This is a genomic window from Rahnella sp. GSA61A, assembly GCF_019969905.1.
GTDB lineage: Bacteria > Pseudomonadota > Gammaproteobacteria > Enterobacterales > Enterobacteriaceae > Rahnella > Rahnella aceris.
The window spans coordinates 1-20,563 of the sequence record NZ_JAHXYO010000007.1 but is presented as its reverse complement, the minus strand read 5'-3'; the positions used below and the strand labels follow the sequence as shown (position 1 = coordinate 20,563).

The 20,563-nt window shown below is 53.6% G+C and carries 12 protein-coding genes; 4 read left to right on the top strand and 8 right to left on the bottom strand.

Annotation, left to right across the window (positions count from 1 at the left end):
* Window positions 1–296: 296 nt before the first annotated feature.
* The 3 genes from LC431_RS10905 to LC431_RS10895 are packed head-to-tail and all read right to left on the bottom strand — an operon-like array spanning window position 297 to window position 2,585.
* The gene (locus tag LC431_RS10905) at window positions 297–1,043 is read right to left on the bottom strand and encodes a glutamine amidotransferase (protein WP_013573858.1); all 747 of its coding nucleotides are present in this window, start codon (window positions 1,041–1,043) and stop codon (window positions 297–299) included.
* 26 nt (window positions 1,044–1,069) lie between these two features.
* Window positions 1,070–2,056, bottom strand: a complete 987-nt coding sequence (locus LC431_RS10900; RefSeq protein ID WP_013573859.1) for a Gfo/Idh/MocA family protein — start codon at window positions 2,054–2,056, stop codon at window positions 1,070–1,072.
* Window positions 2,057–2,078: 22 nt separating this feature from the next.
* A complete protein-coding gene (locus tag LC431_RS10895) occupies window positions 2,079–2,585 on the bottom strand; it encodes a M48 family metallopeptidase (protein ID WP_013573860.1) in 507 nt (168 codons plus the stop codon).
* 170 nt (window positions 2,586–2,755) lie between these two features.
* Between LC431_RS10895 and rlmG the strand changes: the two genes are divergently transcribed.
* Entirely contained in the window at window positions 2,756–3,907 is a 1,152-nt protein-coding gene (gene rlmG / locus LC431_RS10890) for a 23S rRNA (guanine(1835)-N(2))-methyltransferase RlmG (protein WP_013573861.1), read from the top strand.
* 83 nt (window positions 3,908–3,990) lie between these two features.
* On the opposite strand, the gene LC431_RS10885 is transcribed toward rlmG, so the two are convergent.
* On the bottom strand, window positions 3,991–6,027 hold the full coding sequence (locus LC431_RS10885) for an NADPH-dependent 2,4-dienoyl-CoA reductase (protein ID WP_223509809.1): 2,037 nt from the start codon (window positions 6,025–6,027) through the stop codon (window positions 3,991–3,993).
* 396 nt (window positions 6,028–6,423) lie between these two features.
* On the opposite strand from LC431_RS10885, the gene LC431_RS10880 reads away from it, so the two are divergent.
* Window positions 6,424–7,290, top strand: coding sequence for a crotonase/enoyl-CoA hydratase family protein (locus LC431_RS10880; protein ID WP_013573863.1), 867 nt, complete (start codon window positions 6,424–6,426; stop codon window positions 7,288–7,290).
* Window positions 7,291–7,319: 29 nt separating this feature from the next.
* Here LC431_RS10880 and pdeR read toward each other — a convergent pair whose 3' ends face one another.
* The 4 genes from pdeR to malT all read right to left on the bottom strand — a co-directional run bounded on the left by pdeR (window position 7,320) and on the right by malT (window position 15,562).
* Window positions 7,320–9,338: a cyclic di-GMP phosphodiesterase gene (gene pdeR, locus LC431_RS10875; protein ID WP_119261176.1), complete on the bottom strand. Its 2,019-nt coding sequence runs from the start codon at window positions 9,336–9,338 to the stop codon at window positions 7,320–7,322.
* A 282-nt stretch (window positions 9,339–9,620) separates the two neighbouring features.
* Window positions 9,621–11,918 carry a beta-glucosidase BglX gene (bglX, locus tag LC431_RS10870; RefSeq protein ID WP_112152060.1) on the bottom strand — a complete coding sequence of 766 codons (2,298 nt, stop codon included), beginning with the start codon at window positions 11,916–11,918 and terminating at the stop codon, window positions 9,621–9,623.
* A 380-nt stretch (window positions 11,919–12,298) separates the two neighbouring features.
* Window positions 12,299–12,583 (bottom strand): YjcB family protein, encoded by a 285-nt coding sequence (locus LC431_RS10865; protein WP_223509808.1) that lies wholly within the window; start codon window positions 12,581–12,583, stop codon window positions 12,299–12,301.
* Window positions 12,584–12,835: 252 nt separating this feature from the next.
* Window positions 12,836–15,562 (bottom strand): HTH-type transcriptional regulator MalT, encoded by a 2,727-nt coding sequence (malT, locus tag LC431_RS10860; protein WP_013573867.1) that lies wholly within the window; start codon window positions 15,560–15,562, stop codon window positions 12,836–12,838.
* 322 nt (window positions 15,563–15,884) lie between these two features.
* On the opposite strand from malT, the gene malP reads away from it, so the two are divergent.
* Both malP and malQ read left to right on the top strand, forming a co-directional pair.
* Complete coding sequence (malP, locus tag LC431_RS10855; protein WP_112197553.1) at window positions 15,885–18,287, top strand: maltodextrin phosphorylase; 2,403 nt, start codon at window positions 15,885–15,887, stop codon at window positions 18,285–18,287.
* Between the two features lie 9 nt (window positions 18,288–18,296).
* Complete coding sequence (gene malQ / locus LC431_RS10850; RefSeq protein WP_013573869.1) at window positions 18,297–20,387, top strand: 4-alpha-glucanotransferase; 2,091 nt, start codon at window positions 18,297–18,299, stop codon at window positions 20,385–20,387.
* Window positions 20,388–20,563: the final 176 nt, after the last annotated feature.

Below are 20,563 nucleotides of genomic sequence, written 5' to 3'. Positions count from 1 at the left end.
CGATATCCTCGAAAAAACATCAAAAAAAAACGGCCAGCGTCGGAAGACGTTAGCCGCTCATTTTTTGAGCTGTGAGCAAACCTCGCCTTCCGGCAAGGTCTCACTTACAAAGATAAGTATTCATCTTGTGAATGCTTATCTTTGCCCCGGTAACCGGGTGGCTGAGACGGCGCTGCATGAGCGCGGGTCCAGACACCGTAATGACGATTATCCGACGAAGAAGTTACTCCCCTTTGCAGTTCGCAAATTAATGCAAAATGTGTCCGATGTCAAACATTCAGAAACATTATGGAGCATTAACCCGCCAGTGCCTGACGTTTGCCGAGTGCGCCGACGAAGGCCAGCAGCAGGCTACGGCTGAGGGGTGTTTCGCTAAGTTGCTGAGCCTGATGCGCAAAATCTATCGTATCGTCTTCGGCGATAGAGCCCAGCCATGACAGATATGTTTTCATTACCGCCAGACTGAATTCCGGATGGAACTGCGTGCTGATGGCATTCGGGCCGTAGCGCAGGATCTGATGCGGATCGTGCCGCGTTTTCGCCAGCACCGTCGCTGTCGCAGGCGGCGTAATGACGGTTTGCAGGTGGATCAGATTGGCCGCGAACTGTGCGGGAAGCTGCGACACCAGCGGATCAAGATGCCCGTCCGGCGTCAGCGTCACCTCGTGCGTACCGACTTCAATGCCTTGCGGATGGTAATCCACCTCGCCACCCAGCGCGTATGCCATCAGCTGATGACCGTAGCAGGCACCAAACATGGGTAATTCCTGCAACATGCCCAGCCGCACCCAGTCCGCCGCTTCTTCGCTCCACGCCAGATGCTCGGTGACCATGCTGCGCGAACCGGTAATTATCGCACCGCAATAGTTTTCCGGCGGCAGCGGGCGTTCACCCGCCTGCAAATCCACAATCACCACCTGCTGCGCGTCGATATCGCCCTGACGGATAAACATCTGCGGAAAGTTATCGTGCGCACGGCGGATAGGTTCCGGCGCGTGGCCGGTCTGTAAAATCAACAGCGATTTCTGGCTGGGTGCAATCATCTGTTACTCCCGATTTTTACTTAATATTAAGGCTGGTTATCGGCCGGGAATACCACGCCGGTCTGACGACGGATTTCCGTCAGCACTTTGGCCGTGATACGCGAGACTTCCAGCCCGGGGTGCGCGACAAACTGGCTGTCGACCAGAATCGCAAAAGTTTCTGCTTCATACAGCATGGTGTTGATGTGCTGGGGCTGCGTCAGATCCAGCTTCTGGCTGCCGCGTGGCGTCAGGCTGAGCGTCTGGCATTCAGACAGCTTTTCCATCTGCAAGGTGCCGTCTTCGCCCTGGATCTCACTGGGTAACAGGGAGTCGCTGATTTTGGAATGGTTGATAACCACTTCGAAATCATCCGCATAAGACAAGATCACCGTGCCCTGACCGTCAACGCCGCTTTCCAGCAGGGTTGCCGTGGCTTTCACCGATTCCGGTTCGCCAAACAACGAAATAGCACTCGCCAGACAGTAATAACCGATATCCATGATCGAGCCATTGGAAAACGCCGGGTTAAAGGTATTCGGGTTTTCACCGGCCAGATAGCGCGGATAACGTGAGGAATACTGGCAGTAATTCAGAATGGCCTTACGCAGTTTACCGATGCGGTTCAGCGCGCCTTTCATGTGCAGGAAGTTGGGCAGATACGCGGTTTTAAACGCCTCGAACAGCACCACGTTGTTTTCTTTTGCGCAGGCGATCAGGCTTTCCGCTTCACGCAGATTGGAAGCCAGCGGCTTTTCGCAAATCACGTGCTTTTTATTGCTGAGGAACAACAGCGACTGCGGGTAATGCAGGGAGTTCGGGCTGGCAATATAGACCGCATCAATCAGATCAGAGGCGGCCATTGCTTCAAGGGAATCAAAGTAATGTTCAACCGGATAATCCTCGCCGAGCTTTTTAGCGCCTTCCAGCGTGCGGGAATAAATCGCGGTCAGCTTCATTTTACCGCTCTCGTGGGCGGCATCAATAAAACGCTGGGTGATCCAGTTGGTGCCCACAACGCCAATACGAATCATGAGAAATCCCTATAGTTAATTATTATTGATACAACTTACCGAATATTTCCAGATGCGTCAGATACATGCGCGTGTCGAATTCTAACTGATGATAGTCGGGCGTCATATGACAGCACAGGCTGTAGAATGCTTTGTTGTGTTCTTTTTCTTTCAGGTGCGCGAGTTCATGCACCACGATCATTTTCAGAAACGCTTCCGGCGCGCTTTTAAACACCGTTGCCACGCGGATTTCCGCTTTGGCTTTCAGCTTGCCGCCCTGAATACGGGATATTGCCGTATGCAGCCCCAGCGCGTGCTTCATCACGTGGATTTTATTGTCGTAAGCCACTTTGCTTAACGGCGATGAACTGCGCAAAAACTGATTTTTCAGGTCCAGCGTATACTGATAGAGCGATTTGTCAGTGGTCAGCTCGTGCGGTTCGGGATATCGCGTCAGCAAGACTTTACCTAAACGTTCCTGGTCGATTAACTGACGCACCTGAGCCTGAAGCGACTCCGGATAGCCTTGCAGATAGGTCAATTCAGGCATAACTGTTTGCTTTATCTCTTATTGCCGGGGAAAAGATGCCGAAACGGGGTGCGGGGTTTTTACCACGATCGCGTCGATCCGGCAGATAAACCCCTTTTTAACTGAAAAAACGTTTTACTGATAGACCAAATTAAGGGATAAACAGCGCAAATTGAATATGAGGAGGGCCAATGAGCCAATTTGAAACCGAAACCGGTGGTCAGTTATTGCAACTGCGTCTGGAACGTTATCCGCTGGAAGAAGCGGCAACGCAGTTACAGGCATGGGAAGCGGCCGATGAATATCTGCTGCAAAACCTGAACACCGACGCGCTCAACGGCCGTCCGCTGCTGATTTTCAACGATGCTTTCGGCACGCTGGCCTGCGCCTTGCAGCCGCACAACCCGACCAGCGTCAACGACTCCTTCATGAGTCAGCTGGCGATGCGCCACAACCTGCGCCTTAACGGTTTTGACGAAGACAGCGTGGCGGCGCAAAGCAGCCTGGTGCCGTTGCCGATCAATCCGGGTCTGGTGATCATCAAAGTGCCAAAAACGCTGGCACTGCTGGAACAACAACTGCTGGCGCTGCGTGAAGTGGTGACGCCGGACACGCAGATTATCGCCGGCGCGAAAGCCCGTGATATTCACACGTCAACGTTGCAACTGTTCGAGAAAATCCTCGGACCGACCAAAACCAGTCTGGCGTGGAAAAAAGCCCGTCTGATCCATTGTGAAGCCACCTTGCCTGCGCAAACCGCAGAGCCGGTGATTTCTGAGTGGGCGCTGGATGACAGTGAATTCCGTATTTCCAACCACGCGAACGTGTTCTCACGCGGCGGTCTGGATGTCGGCGCTCGCTTTTTCATGCAACATCTGCCGGAAGGCATTGAAGGGCGCATGGCGGATCTGGGCTGTGGTAACGGTGTGATCGGCATGACCGCACTGGCGCTGAACCCGGATGCGGAAATGCTGTTCGTCGATGAATCTTATATGGCGGTAGAGTCGAGCCGTATTAACGTCGAAAACAATTTGCCGCAGGATGTCAGCCGCTGTCATTTCGAAGTGAACAACATGCTGGCCGGTGTCGAGCGCGAAACACTGCACGCCGTGCTGTGTAACCCGCCGTTCCATCAGGGCACGGTCATCAGCGATGACACCGCGTGGCGCATGTTCTGCGATGCCAAACGCTGCCTGCAAACCGGCGGCGAGCTGCGTATCGTCGGCAACCGTCATCTGGATTACTACCAGAAGCTGCGTCGCCTGTTCGGCAACTGCACGACGATCGCCACCAATCAGAAATTCGTGATTTTGCGTGCCGTGAAAACGGCTGCACATCATTGATAGCTGAATTAGTCTGAAGTGCTGAAATGAAAAAGCCGCTTATCGCGGCTTTTTTTTCGTCTGTCGGTTTCTGAAATAGTTTTCTAAATTTTCAGTGCCAGCCGTGTGCCCTGATCGATAGCGCGGCGGGCGTCGAGTTCGACGGCCACGTCTGCGCCGCCAATCAGATGTACGGTTTGACCGGCCGCCTGTAACGGCTGATACAGCGCGCGCTGCGGTTCCTGTCCGGCGCAGATAATCACGTTATCCACTTCCAGACATACCGGTTCACCGTTCATTATCAGGTGCAGCCCCGCGTCGTCGATGCGTTCATAGCTGACACCACTTTGCATTTTCACGCCACGCTGCAACAGGCTGGTGCGGTGGATCCAGCCAGTGGTTTTCCCCAATCCTGCGCCGACTTTGGTGGTTTTGCGTTGCAGCAGAACGATATCCCGCGCGGCAGGTTCGGGCTGTGGCCCAAGTGGTGCCAGACCGCCACGGTGCGTCAGGCTCTGGTCGATCCCCCATTCGTGGCTGAAAGCCTGAGTGCTGAGGCTCGATGACGGGCCGGTGTGGATCAGGTATTCGGCGGTATCAAAACCAATGCCGCCCGCGCCAATAATGGCGACGCGCTGTCCGACCGGTTTTTTATCCCGCAGTACGTCGAGATAGGTCAGCACGCTCGGATGATCAATGCCCGTAATATCCGGCAGGCGCGGTGAAATACCGCAGGCGAGGATCACTTCGTCATAACCCGTTAACTGGCTGGCGCTGACGGTTTCGCCCAGGCGCAGCGTTACGCCCAGTAATGTCAGCTGGCGCGAGTAGTAACGCAGCGTCTGATAAAACTCTTCTTTGCCGGGGATCTGTTTGGCGACATTAAATTGCCCGCCGATTTCATTGTGTGCATCAAATAATGTGACGTGATGCCCGCGGCTGGCGGCGGTAGTGGCAAACGCCAGCCCGGCTGGCCCCGAGCCGACAACGGCCAGATGTTTGGTGATTTCCGCACGGGTAACCGGTAACTGCGTTTCACGGCAGGCGCGCGGATTGACCAGACAGGAAGTGACTTCACCGGCGAATATCTGATCCAGACAGGCCTGATTACAGCCGATGCAGGTGTTGATTTCATCAGCACGTCCCTGCGCGGCTTTTTCGACAAACGCAGGATCGGCAAGAAACGGGCGCGCCATTGACACCATATCCGCACAACCTTCGGCGAGAATTTTCTCCGCCACGTCAGGGTCGTTAATGCGGTTGGTGGTAATCAGCGGAATCCCCACTTTGCCCATCAGTTTTTGCGTCACCCAGCTGAACGCCGCGCGGGGCACCATGGTGGCTATGGTCGGAATGCGCGCTTCATGCCAGCCAATACCGGTGTTGATAATGCTCGCGCCTGCCTGTTCGATGCGCTGCGCCAGCATTTCGACTTCATTCCAGTCCGAGCCTTCTTCGACCAGATCCAGCATGGATAAGCGATAAATGATGATGAATTCCCGGCCACAGGTTTCGCGCACGCGGCGCACGGCTTCGGTGGCAAACCGCATGCGGTTATCGGCAGAACCGCCCCAGTTGTCCGTGCGCTGATTGGTGCGCGCGGTGAGGAACTGGTTTATCAGATAGCCTTCGGAGCCCATGATTTCCACGCCGTCATAACCCGACTCTTTGGCAAGCTGCGCGCAGCGGGCGAAATCCGCCAGTGTGGAGTCGATTTCTGCCTCGCTGAGGGCGTGAGGTGTAAAGCGGTTGATCGGCGCCTGAAGCGCTGAAGGCGCGACGGGGTGGGGCTGATAACTGTAACGTCCGGCGTGAAGGATCTGCAGGGCAATTTTGCCGCCAGCGGCATGCACCGCGTCAGTCACCACGCGGTGATGCGTGATGTGTTCCTGTTCAGCGAGAATTGAACCGCCCTGATAAACCACGCCCTGCGCGTTAGGGGAAATGCCGCCGGTGACAATCAGCCCGACGCCTGCGGCGGCACGTTCTGCATAAAAGGCCGCCAGACGTTCCGGCCCGTCCTCCCGTTCTTCCAGCCCGGTGTGCATGGAACCCATCAGCACGCGATTTTTCAGTTGGGTAAAACCTAAATCCAGCGGCGCCAGCAGGTGCGGATAAAAAAGCGAAGCGCGTTCAGTCATGGAATTCTCTTAAGTGGTCGGAGGAGATGAATTCAATTTAGCTGCTGGCAGAACAATTGGAAAGTCAGTGTGTAATGACTGTGATATGTATCACTCTGAGGAATTCGCTGAGCGTTAATTAACTATTACGCTTCTTATTACTCGCGGTTTATTAATTGGCAGAGGTGACTTTTGTCGCCGGAAAACAGCACAAGATAGCAGATGAAATACCTATTTCTTTGTTTTTACACACAATGGTCTTATTGCAGGTTGTTTATTTTTAACATTTTTTTCAGAGATTGTGGTCGTTAGGATTATTTTTAGAAAACCATATCGAATCGATTCAGTTCGGGTTAGAGCTGGACTAGGCTGGGGTTGCTTCACCCTAAAAATTCAATTCTAACCTGGATATATACTATGAATCTTATTGACCATACAGCCTGCCGCCCGTTCACCGAAGCCGGGCATTTGTCCCAGATTGCAGCCTATTATGAAGAGGGGCGTAACGTCATGTGGATGATGCTCAGGTCTTATCCACGTCCCTGTTTTAATCAGGAGCTTATCGAAGACATTATGACGCTGATGTATGCCGCGAAGGCATCCGGTCTGCGTTTTGATTTTTGGGTCACCGGCTCTTTGGTGCCCAATATGTATAATGTCGGCGGTGATCTGAGCTTCTTTGTTGATTCCATCGTCAATAATAAACGCGAAGCGTTACGTGCTTACGCCAGAGCCTGCGTGGATTGCGTTCACGCTGCCGCGCGTGGTTTTGATGTAGGCGCGATCAGTTTATCGATGATAGAAGGCACGGCACTGGGCGGCGGCTTTGAAGCCGCACTGGCACACCATTACGTGCTGGCGCAGAACACCGCCCGGATGGGGTTCCCTGAAATCGCATTTAACCTTTTCCCGGGAATGGGCGGTTATTCGCTGGTATCACGCAAAGCGGGGATGAAGCTGGCGGAGGAACTGATTTCCACCGGGGAGTCGCATACCGCCGAATGGTTTGAAAGCCGCGGGCTGGTGGACGTGTTATTCCAGCCGGGGGAAGCATTCACCGCCACGCGAACGTTCATGGATGTTTTGCGACCAAAGCTCAACGGCATCCGGGCGATGATCCGCGCACGTCAGCGTGTGCTGCAATTATCACGTTCAGAACTGATGGATATTACGGAGGATTGGGTGGATGCAGCGTTTACGCTGGAGGAGAAAGACCTGAGTTATATGGAGCGTCTGGTCATGCTGCAAAACCGGCATACGGCGTCATTGCGTAAAACCGGCTAGCAGCAGGCAGAAGCAGCCCGTCACTGGCGCTATTTCTGTTTTGCTTTATGTTTAAAAACATTGGGTGAAGCAATCATTTTTTCCTCAAGCCAGTGCTCCAGTTCATTTGCTGGCATTGGCTTGGCATATAAAAATCCCTGTTTGCTGTCCACACCGATTTCGTCAATCAGCTTCTCTTCTTCCGCCGTTTCCACACCTTCCGCCACCACCGTCAGTTGCAGCGTTTTGGCCACCGCCACAATCGCCCGTACCAGCGCCTGAGACACCGGATTATCATTGATTCCACGAATAAAGCTTTGATCCAGCTTGATGCAGTCGAGGGGGATTCTCGCCAGTTGTGACAGTGAAGAATAACCGGTGCCGAAATCATCCAGATGTACCTGTGCGCCCAGTTTATGCAACTGGTTAATCATGGTGATCGCTGCACCTTCGTCTTCCACCAGGCAACTTTCTGTCAGTTCGAAATCCAGCAGGCAGCCTTTCATGCCGGCATTTTTCATGGCATCCGACAACGTCGTGATGAATGAACTATTGTTAAGCTGTCGTCCGGAGAGGTTTACCGCCACCCGCAAATTCAGCCCTTTTTTCTGCCATTCCGTCGCCTGACGGGTGGCGGTTTCGATCACCCATTTACCGACTGGCGTGATGAGACCGGATTCTTCGGCATAGGGAATAAAGCTCTGAGGTTGGATCAGACCGCGTTCCGGAGAATTCCAGCGCAGCAGTGCCTCCACGCTTTGCACGGTACCGTAAAGCGATACTTTCGGCTGATAGTGTAAGACCAGCTGATCTTTCTCAGACAAGGCTTTGCGTAAATGTGTATCTAACCACATGTATTCAGAGGCTTTCTCATTCATCTCTGGTGAGAAAACACAGTGTACATTTTTGCCCTTTTCCTTGGCTGCATACATGGCAGTATCGGCGTTTTGCAACAGTATATCGCCGTCGGTACCGTGTTCCGGGCAAATCGCGATACCTGCTGAACAGCCGGTATACACTTCAATCAGCCCGATGCGGAATGGCAAACTGAGCCTGCGCAAAACGCGCTGACTCAGCGCTTCCAGCGCTTTTATTTCAGCATGCGTGCTGAGAATAATGAATTCATCCCCGCCGAGCCGCGCCAGTTTATCGTTGGGCGACAGGCAATCCTGAATGGCATCAGACACCGCGCGCAGCAGGTGATCACCAAACATATGTCCGTAGGCGTCGTTAACTTTTTTGAAGTTATCCAGATCCAGATAAATCAGCCCGACGTTGTTTTCACCACGCTCGATAAGTGCTCGGGCAAGGGACTCCTGCAAGGCATTACGGTTAGCGAAACCGGTGACCAGATCAGTATTTGCCAGCACGCGCAAACGCTCCTGCGCCTTGCGTTCGTCAGTGATGTCAGAGCCGGAGCAAATCAGATATTTTTGCTGTTTGCCGCTGCCGCTGTGGACGAATTTATTGCGAAACAGGAACAGGCGCTGGCCTTTGACGGTGTTGATCCAGCGTTCCACTTCATAAGATTGCTGATGCTGGAAAAAACCATTGATATTCTGACGTGAGGCCAGGCCTTCTTCCATCGACATAAAAAGGTCATAGGCGCTGCGTCCGATAACATCTTCTTCGCGCAGGCCGGTATATTCCTCGCTCAGACGGTTAAAACGATGGATTTTGCCTTCCTGATCGATAATCACGATCACGGAGTTGGCTTCAGAAACCACCTGCTCAGCAAAGGTCAGACCGACTTCAAGGTCATGGGCGACAGACTCAGTGTCCTGATAGGCGGATGCCGTACCGGCCCAGGCTTTACTGTCGATTTTTCGCCCGACAAGATACAAACGCGCAGGGGATCCGAATAGCGTGATATCCAGGGTAAAACTCGAGGTGATCCCGGTGAGTTGCCTTATTTTCCCTGCCTGCCACTGCGTCAGAGAGATAGCAATATTGACGACGCCTTTCTCTGCGGATAACTCCAGGGCATTGCTGTCTGAACCCAGTCGCCAATATGGGCGTGGTGTACCAAAGTGCAGGTACAGGAGGGAAGCATCTTGAGAGTCGACCATGAATGTTTCTCCGCAAAGAACGCTATACGCCGCCAGTGTGGCGACGGGCGACAGTCAGCACAGACGGAGCTTACTCTGTTCAGCACATTCGCCACGTTCCGTAAAAAAACGGACAGGGGCGGAATGGCGTAACACATTGAATTTAAGGTTAGCCACTGCCAGTTATATATCCAGTTACCGGACAGAAATTACTGCTCAGAACAGGCGGTCTCCGTTACCGGAATACCGCCTGAGAGAGAAGGTTTTTGATTCTCTTCCGGGCCTGATGTCAGGCCCGGAAAGTTATTTCAGCAGGAAACTGGTTTGTTTCACATCCTGAGAATCTAACCCCACGAATACATTGAACTTTCCAGGCTCTGAAGCCCATTTCAATTTATCGTTGTAGAAGCGTAAATCTTTTTCGGTGATCGTAAAGGTAACAACTTTCTCTTCGCCTGGCTGCAGGTTGATTTTCTCAAAATTCTTCAACTCTTTAACCGGACGACTGATCGATGCCGTGACATCCTGCAGGTACATCTGGACGATCGTCGCACCGCTGACTTTGCCGGTGTTTTTCACCGTCACGCTGGCGGTGAGCGGGTGTCCGGCATCCATCGTGGTGGATGACAAACTCACGTCAGACACACCGAAGCTGGTGTAGCTCAGGCCATAACCGAACGGGAACAGCGGGCCGTTGGTGATATCAAAATAACGGGTGGTGTATTTATCTGGATGCTGAGGATTAAACGGACGGCCGGTATTGAGCACGCTATTGTACAAAGGAATTTGCCCGACTGAGCGTGGGAAGGTCATCGGCAGTTTGCCTGATGGATTGTAGTCTCCAAACAGAACGTCGGCAATCGCATGTCCGCCTTCGGTGCCACTGAACCAGGTTTCCAGCATGGCATCAGAAATTTCGTTTTCCCACGACAGGGTCAGCGGACGGCCATTCATTAACACGACAACCAGCGGTTTACCGGTGGCTTTCAATGCCTTGAGCAGGTCACGCTGGCTTTGCGGAATGTTAATTTCGGAACGGCTGGACGCTTCGTGCGCCATGCCTTGTGCTTCGCCGACTACGGCGACCACAACGTCAGCTTTTTCTGCTGTTTTCACCGCTTCGTCGATCATATCCTGCGGTTTGCGTGGATCGTTGATCACCTGTTTCTCGTAAGAGTTCAGGAAATCGACCAGAGCCTGATCGTTGGTGACGTTGGCACCGCGGGCATAGAGGATAGTGCCTTTATCACCGAGCACATCTTTCATCCCCTGCAACACAGTGACTGCCTGCGCTGCCTTACCGGCTGCCGACCAACTGCCCATCACATCACGCTTGCTGTCAGCCAGCGCGCCAACGACGGCAATCGTACCTTTTTTGTTTAACGGTAACGTTTGATTGTTATTTTTCAACAGCACCAGCGAGGTCCGTGCCACTTCGCGCGCCTCCTGGCGATGCAGACGGCTTTCGGCGTTGGTGTCAGCCGGATCGCTCGACTGCGGGCCTAAATGACGATATTCATCAACAAACAGCCCCATATCCCATTTCGCGGCCAGAACATCGCGAACGGCGCGGTCAATGTCTTTCTGGCTCACCATGCCGTCGGCAAGTAACCCTTTCAGGTACTTACCGTACATATTGTCAGCCATGTCCATATCGACACCGGCTTTCAGCGCCATCGCGGCCGCCTGACGATCGTCTTCGGCTACGCCATGTTTGACCAGCCCGCCAATGGCGCCGTGGTCGCTGACAGTCAGGCCCTTGAACTGCCAGTCATCGCGCAGAATATCTTTCAGCAGCCAGGTATTCGAGGTGGCAGGAATACCGTTAACGCTGTTCAGTGCCACCATCACACCGCCGGCACCCGCATCGACTGCCGCTTTATAAGGTGGCATGTAATCGTTGAACATGCGGGTCAGGCTCATGTCCACAGTGTTGTATTCGCGGCCGCCTTCGACAGCACCGTACAACGCATAGTGTTTGACGTTTGCCATGACGGCGTCAGGGGCAGACGGATCTTTGCCCTGATAACCGGTAACCATTTCATGCGCGAGGCGCGAGGTCAGATAGGTATCTTCGCCGAAACCTTCAGAAACACGGCCCCAGCGCGGATCACGGGTGATATCGACCATCGGTGAGAACGTCATGTTCAGGCCATCGGCTGCCGTTTCCTGGGCTGAAATACGTGCGCTGGTCGCCACCGCCTGCATATCCCAGCTCGCCGCCAGACCGAGGCTGATAGGGAAAATCGTGCGCTGCCCATGCACCACGTCATAGGCATAAAACGGAGGAATTTTCAGGCGGCTGTACTGCACCTGATCCTGCATACGGCGGATATCGGGCTTAGTTACCGTGTTAAACACGCCACCGACTTTACCGGCGCGGATGTCAGCCATGATGGCTTCTTTTTGGTACTCAGGCCCCACAGTGACCAGATTCAGCTGACCGATTTTTTCATCAAGGGTCATTTTTTTCATCAAATCGGCAATGAACGCGTTGCGCTCTTTCACCTGATCCTGAGGAATGCCCGTTGTTTCAACGGCGAGAGAAGAAGCAGAACTTACCAGTAACACTAACGCGCCAAGCATGTGATGCGTATTCATCGGAATTCCTTCAACCATAAGCAGGGGAGCCAAATCAGAGAAAATTCAGCAGCCTGAAGCAAACAAAGCAATGATCATTCTAAGAAAAGTATAGAGTGAGAATCTAATACGTCCCTTCAACTATTAGCAATGAATAGTTTAGACGCCAGCACAATATCTTTTTACCTTTCGGTACATCCCGCAATTTACAGGTAATCAGAATGATAGATACAAAAAGACATTCGATGCGTCACGCAAATTTTTATATTTAGGATTACATGACATCCGGCTGAACAAATAATCATCAGAAGTAACACGGGGGGAAAGCGCGGGATAACAAAAAGGGCAGAACATGCGGTTCTGCCCTTTAATAATCTGGAATATCCGCTAAGGAAATCGGATTAATAGTAGTAAGACATATCGGTCGGGGTTTTGCTCATGACATCAAAGAAAACGTCTTTGGTGTTTGCCCAGAATTGCGCGACGGCAACGGCTTTGTAGCTCATGCCCATCAGGCTCATGACAAAGAAACAGGTCACGGTGAGGCCGATACCACTGCAAACGAATGCCATGGTATTGCGGCTGGACTGGCGACAAACAATATTAAGCTGACTGGTGCAGAACATCAAAAAAGCGCTCAGCAATTCCCAGCGCATCATTAAAATCCCGGCAGTTAATGTACCCATCTATAAAATCCTTACTTACTACAGCCACTTGCACGAAGCCAAAATCAGCCGGAAGGCTGCTACGACGGGCGGGCAATGGGCTTTACAGAAGAAATGGTGAATTACAATTATGTGACGACGGTCACATTATATCACCGGATTTTATTTTTGAGTAAAAAATGTTCGCTAATAAAAAATAGGCATAACACATCAACTTATTTTGACGATGTGTTATGAAAAGTGGAGAAATCGTGATGTATTTTGAAGAGATAATTACGCGCCGTAACCCATCACTTGTAACAGGTGCTGAGCCTGCTGCACCGCTTCCTGCCGGTGCGCAACCCCCAGCTTCTGATACAGATTACGGATATGGGTTTTGATGGTCGTTGATGCAACGTCCAGCTCACCGGCAATCTGGTCATTACTGTAGCCGGAGTAAATCAGCCCCAGAACCTGCCACTCGCGCTGCGTCAGCGGACTGGTACGGATCAGTTCCGGCACTTGCGGATGGGTCAGCAGTTTGTTCACAAAGCCTTCGTCGAAATGCGCAAACTTGTGACGGTGATGCTGGTTAATTTCGCGCAAAATCTGCTGGGCGCGGCGCTGTTCCAGTTCCGGTAGCAGATTAAGCTGGATCAACTGGCGCAGTTGTTGCGCCATCATTTCCCCTTCGATGACGAAATGACTGACAAAACCGGTACGGTTCGCCAGCGCCAGCGCTTCGATCAATGCTTTTTGGGCGTCACTTTTGCGCCCGGTTTGCCAGTAAAGTAAGTTACTCAGCAGCAAATTGCGGTTCAGATCGCTGGTCAGGCGCAACTGCCGGGCATTCTGATTCAGTTCATCGAGCACCACTTCAGCTTCATCAAACTGTTCCAGCAAAATCTGTACGCGGGCAATATTTCGCCACTGGCCTTGCTGGAAATGGTTATCTGCCATGTCCGGTTTACGCGCCTGTTGCAGCCACTGGCGTGCAGCGTTTTTATCGCCAATCATCTGCCAGTAAATCACCCGCGGCTTATCGGTATTGGTCAGCCAGTCAATGTGATACTGACCGGTTTTCAGCAACGCTTCACAGCGCTGTAAATGGTGATGGGCGTTGTCGAGCTGACCGCGTGCCAGCGAACATTTCGCCAGCATTGCCAGGCATTGCAACTGCTGTTGTGGCTGGAAATTGCTCAGCACATTAAGCCCTTCACGCGCAGCTTCTTCTGCATCATCGAGCCGCGACCATGACCACAGCAGCTGGGAACGTAAACGCAATAAAAATTCGTGCATCGGCAACTGTTCAAGATGCTGTTCGCGCACCAGTTCAAAAGCGCGATCCTGCATCTCAAACGCGGCCTGCAAAAAACCCTGAGCAATCAGAATTTCACTCTGTTGCAGCAGCGCCCATAAGGCGTAGTGATAGGCTTCATAACGGCGGGCGATTTGCTCGGTCTGCTGCATCAGCGGCAGTGCGCGGGTGAGATCCCCTTTGCAGTGCTGGATTTCACCGGTCACGGACGTGGCCACAATGCGGCTGTAATAGCTTTCATAAGGCAGATAGCGCAGCGCCTCAGTGGCCAGTTTTTCCGCCTCATCCTGACGTCCGTCGTTGATAGCTACCTGTGCCCGCAGGGCATCAAACTCGGCCGCCAGTGCCTGTTCCATCACAATATTATGCTGTTTCATTTCGCTTTCAGCGCGGGCCAGCAACACCTCGACTTCAGCATAACGGTGCTGACTTTGTGCGAGCCATGCCTGCAACAACACCAGTTTAGGATTCTGAATCAGCCGGTCATAGGGCAGAGCGGCAAGACATTCTTCCAGCAACGCCAGCTCGCTTTGATTAAACAGGGCCCAGGCATGTTGCAGCAGAATATCGCGCAGCAGATTGGTGTCTTCGGCACCCAGCGCATGATGAATGGCTTCGGCCGGAAAACCTTGTGCCAGCCAGCCTTCGGCGGCAGCGCGGTGAATGGCAGGCAGCTCAGATGCCAGTTCCCACTGACAACGCTGACGCAGGAATGTGGCAAACAGCGGGTGGAAGTTAAACCATTCGCCGCTGTCATCCATACGGTTGATGAATAATCCCTGACGTTCCAGTTCTTCCAGCCGTTGCTGACCATTTTCGCTGCCGGTCAGGCGCACAATCAGCGCATCGTTCATTGAGCGCAACAGCGAGCAGCGCAGGAGAAAATCACGCGTCGGGGCATCAACGCGATCCAGCACTTCATCCACCAGATATTCAGAAAGATGGCTGGCATTCAGCCCGGCCAGTTTGCGTGCGGACTGCTGCGTCGAATGCTGTGAAGGGTGAGAAGACTGCCGCGCCGATAACGCAATCAGTTGCAAGGCGGTGGCCCAGCCCGCGACTTCGTCGCACAGCCGGCTGCTGTCTGCCTGATCAATCGGGTCTTTCAGCCGGTTGTCGAAAAATTGCTGTGTTTCCGGATGCGTAAAGGCCAGATGCGAGGCGTTGAGTTCCAGCAGTTGATCCCGCACACGCATATTGGCGATGCCCAGCGGTGGCAGGGTGCGTGAAAGCACCACCAGTGACAGGTTTTCCGGCTGATGGCGCAGGAAAAAACGCATCCCTTCATGAATGGCGTCATTGGAAATCAGATGGTAATCGTCGATCACCAGCAGCAGCGGGCTGTGCCAGTCGGAAAGCTCCACAAAAAGCTGGGCAAACAGCGCAGGTAAACTGGCGTACTGATGCTTGAGACTCAGCGCTTCGCTTTTGATGCAATGCCCGCCGCAGGCCTGCTGTACAGCAGCAATCAGATAGCTGGCAAAGCGCTCCGGCTGATTGTCGCTTTCATCAAGAGAATACCAGCCCAGATCGCTTTTACCTGCAGCCCAGTGCGCCACCAGCGTCGTTTTCCCATAACCCGCCGGACTGGCGACCAGGGTCAGACGATAATTTGGCGCAGTCGAGAGCTTCGTCAGCAGACGTTCCCGAACCACTGTATTTTGCTGCCGCACCGGGCGGCTCAATTTTGAAGGGATCAGCATTTTTTTCGATTCTTTTGACAGAAGGACAGAGGGGACGTTATTTATTTCACAGCGTGTAATTAATCACTTTTTCTAAAGTCCTCCTTTGAAACATTGATTGCAAGAATGTTACGTTTTTACATGCCGTTAAGTTGCTCTGCATCACACTTCTTAATACAAATTTTCAGGCATCTGCCCTGAACCTCCGTCTCCTCCGGCTACGCCCCGTTTCTCCTCCCTGCCTAATCTTTTACGGGAGGATGCCGCTCACCGACATACGCGTCAGCATAGTGATAATCAACACCAGACTTTCCCTACAAATTTCCGGATAAAGAGGCATGTGATGCAGGTGACTTTAGATAAGACGCAGTTTTTAGCCGCGCTGAAACGCCAGTGGCAAGGGTTCGGTTTGCAGCAGGCACAGGATATGACACCGCACCAGTGGTGGCAGGCCACCAGTGCCGCATTATCTGAACAACTGAGCGCGCAACCGGCACCGGCGGCGGCGAAACAGCCGCAACGGCACGTTAACTATATTTCGATGGAATTCCTGATCGGGCGCCTGACCGCGAATAATCTGATCAATCTCGGCTGGTACGACACGGTCAGTCAGGCGCTGAAAGAGCAGGGTGTCGAGCTGGCCGACGTACTGGAGCAGGAAACCGATCCGGCGCTGGGCAATGGCGGATTAGGCCGTCTGGCTGCCTGTTTCCTCGATTCCATGGCGACCGTCGGGCAACCGGCCACCGGCTACGGTCTGAACTATCAGTACGGTCTTTTCCGCCAGTCGTTCAGCGAAGGCAAACAACAGGAAGCGCCGGATAACTGGCATCGCGAATGCTATCCGTGGTTCAGCCACAACAGCTCACTGTCCGTCGATGTGGCGTTTGGTGGCAAACTGACAAAAAACGAAAAGGGCGCTGAACAGTGGCATCCGGCGTTTACCCTGCGCGGTGAAGCCTGGGATCTGCCGGTGGTCGGGTACAAAAATGGCGTTACCCAGCCGCTGCGCCTGTGGCAGGCCACTGACGTGCATCCGTTCGATCTGACGCTGTTCAATGACGGTGAATTTCTTAAAGCCGAGCAAAAAGGCATTGATGCGGCAAAACTCACCAAAGTGCTGTATCCGAATGACAATCACGACGCTGGTAAACGCCTGCGCCTGATGCAGCAGTATTTCCAGTGCGCCTGCTCGGTGGCCGATATCCTGCGCCGCCATCACTTCCTTGGCCGTAAAATTGAGGATTTACCGAAATTTGAAGTCATTCAGCTCAATGACACGCACCCGACCATTGCCATTCCTGAACTGTTGCGTATTTTGCTCGACGAACACCAGCTTGAATGGGACGCCGCCTGGGCGATCACCCGCCAGACGTTCGCGTACACCAACCACACGCTGATGCCGGAAGCGCTGGAGTGCTGGGATGAAAAACTGGTGCGCAGCCTGCTGCCGCGCCATTTCTCGCTGATCAAAGCCATCAACGCCCGCTTCAAAAAAGTGGTCGAAAAACAGTGGCCGGGTGACAAAGCCGTCTGGGAAAAACTGTCTGTCCATCAGAACAAACAAGTACGGATGGCAAATCTGTGCGTGGTCAGTGGTTTTGCGGTGAACGGCGTGGCGGCGTTGCATTCCGAACTGGTGGTCAAAGACCTGTTCCCGGAATATCACCTGTTATGGCCGAATAAATTCCACAACGTGACCAACGGCATCACACCGCGCCGCTGGCTGAAACAGTGTAACCCGGCGCTGTCATCGCTGATTGATGACACCCTGAAAACCGAATGGGTGAATGACCTGGACGCGCTGAAAGGGCTGGAAAGTTCTGCGGATAATAAAAAATTCCGTCAGCGTTATCAGGCCATTAAGCGTGAGAACAAAATCAAACTGGCGCATTACGTGAAACAGGTGATGGGGCTGACCCTCAACCCTGATGCCATTTTCGACGTACAGATCAAACGTCTGCATGAATACAAACGCCAGCATCTGAATCTGCTGCACATTTTGTCGTTGTACCGTCAGTTGCGCGATAACCCGGAAATGGACCTGGTGCCGCGTGTGTTCCTGTTCGGCGCGAAAGCGGCACCGGGTTATTACCTGGCGAAAAACATCATCTATGCCATCAACAAAGTCGCGGAAAAAGTGAATAACGATCCGCTGGTGCGTGACCGCATCAAAGTGGTGTTTATTCCGGATTACCGCGTGTCCGTGGCTGAACTGATGATCCCGGCGGCTGATGTTTCCGAGCAAATTTCTACCGCTGGTAAAGAAGCTTCCGGCACCGGCAACATGAAACTGGCGCTGAACGGCGCGCTGACCGTCGGCACACTCGACGGCGCGAACGTTGAGATTGCTGAAGAGGTCGGGGAAGACAATATCTTCATCTTTGGTAACACCGTTGATCAGGTCAAAGCCTTGCAGGCGAAGGGCTACGATCCGCTTAAAATTCGCAAGAAAGACAAGCACCTGGATAAGATCCTCAAAGAACTGGAAAACGGCTTCTTCAGCAATGGCGACAAACAGGCCTTCAGCCTGATGCTCGACAGTTTGCTGGGCGGCGGCGACCCGTATCTGGTGCTGGCTGACTTTGCCGATTACTGCGCGGCACAGCAAAAAGTCGACGCGTTGTATCGCGACCAGGACGAGTGGACCCGTAAAACTATCCTCAACACGGCCCGCGTAGGGATGTTCAGTTCCGACCGCTCGATCCGCGATTATCAGCAACGGATCTGGCAGGCGAAGCGATAAGGAGCCCGCATGGAGAACAAAGCACTGGAGCAGGCCGCCAGGGAGGCGGGGATTGCTTCTGGTTTTATTAATGCGCACGGCAAACAACAGGCAATCGCTTCCGAGACCAAGCGTGAACTGTTATCGGCGATGGGCTGGGTGGCGGGCAGCCGCCGCCCGGTTGCCACGCCGGTGCCGTCGGTCAAAGTGTTTGTCACCGGCAGCCGTCTGGCATTGCCGGTCGGCGGTGAAGGCGAATATGCCTGGACTCTGAAACTGGAAAGCGGCGTGACCCAAAAGGGGCGGATCAGCGGCAAAATGACGCTGGCACTCCCGGGTAAAATTCCTGCCGGTTATCACCAGCTGACGTTGACGCAGGACGCGCAACAGTGGGAGTGTCGGGTCATTGTCGCGCCGAAACGCTGTTACGAACCGGATGCGCTGCTGGCCGGTAAAAAACTGTGGGGCGCCTGCGTGCAGCTTTATACATTGCGCTCGGAAAATAACTGGGGCATCGGTGATTTTGGCGATCTCAATCTGATGCTGAAAAACGTCGCCGAACGCGGCGGCGCGTTTGTCGGGCTTAATCCGATCCACGCGCTGTATCCGGCGAATCCGGTGGCCGCCAGCCCTTACAGTCCGTCATCCCGCCGCTGGCTAAACGTGATTTATATCGACGTCGGCGCGGTAGATGATTTCCGGCAGAGCGATGCGGCGCAACAGTGGTGGCATCAGCCGCTGACGCAGCAACGTTTGCAGGCGGTGCGCGCCAATGACTGGGTGGATTACGCCAGCGTTATGCCGCTGAAATTAGAAGGATTACGGCTGGCTTACGCGCATTTTCAGGGACGTAAGGCGCAGGATCCGCAGGTGAAATCCCTGCGCAACTTCGTCAAACAGGGCGGTGAAAGCCTGTATCTGCAGGCTGCGTTTGATGCGCTTTACGAGCATCTGGCGAAAGAAAGTGATGTGGCACTTGGCTGGAACCGCTGGCCTGAAAAATATCATGATGCCCGTGGCCCGGCCGTGCGGGCGTTCTGCGAACAACATGCGCAGGATGTGGAGTTTTATCTGTGGCTGCAATGGCTGGCGGAAACCCAGTTTACGCAGTGTTATCACACCAGCCAGCGGCACGAGATGCCGATGGGGCTTTACCGTGATCTGGCGGTCGGCGTGGTGGCAGGCGGATCCGAAACCTGGGGCGACGGCGAACTGTATTGCCTGAAAGCTTCAGTGGGTGCACCGCCGGATATTCTCGGCCCGCTCGGTCAGAACTGGGATCTGCGCCCGATGGATCCGCATGTGATGGTGAGGCGCGGCTATCAGCCTTTTATCGATCTTCTGCGTTCCAACATGACGAGTTGCGGCGCGTTGCGCATCGATCATGTGATGGCGTTACTGCGCCTGTGGTGGATCCCGGCGGGTGAAACGGCGGATAAAGGTGCGTACGTGCAATATCCGGTGGATGATCTGCTGGCCATTTTAGCCCTGGAAAGCCAGCGTCACCGTTGCATGGTGATCGGCGAAGATCTGGGCACCGTACCGGTCGAGATCGTCAGCAAACTGCGCGAAAGCGGCGTGTATTCCTACAAAGTGCTGTATTTCGAGCGCGACGAGGAAAACAACTTCCGCGCGCCGCAGTCCTATCCGGTTCAGGCGATGGCCACGATTACCACGCACGACCTGCCGACGCTGCGCGGCTACTGGCAAAGCGACGATCTGGCGCTGGGAAAATCCCTCGGTTTGTACCGCGACGAGGCTGTTTTACAGGAGCTGTACGCCGACCGCGCCCGCGCACGTCAGGGGTTGCTTGATGGTCTGCATCATTACGGCTGCATCCCGAAGAAAACCGGGCATAAAGCCGCACTGATGGAAATGACGCCAATACTCAACCGTGGTCTGCAACGTTACGTTGCTGACAGTGCCTGTGCCTTGCTCGGCCTGCAACCGGAAGACTGGCTGGACATGGGCGCACCGGTTAACGTGCCCGGTACCAGCGATGAATATCCGAACTGGCGCCGTAAGCTCTCCCATACGCTCGAAGAGATGTTTGCCGACGAGCAGGTGAATAAGCTGATTAAAGACCTCGATAAACGCCGCCGGAAAGTATCGGTGAGCTGAAGCTGAAAGGAAGGAAGTGAAAAGGGGTTCTGCCTTAGGGCAGGACCCCTTAATAAGATGGTCACCCCCACCCTGTGAGCGGTACGCTGACAGGGTGTTTTTCTTTCTGAAGGGGATCATCATGCAAAACGTTACGCTCATCGGTATTGACCTCGGCAAGCATTCGTTCCATGTCC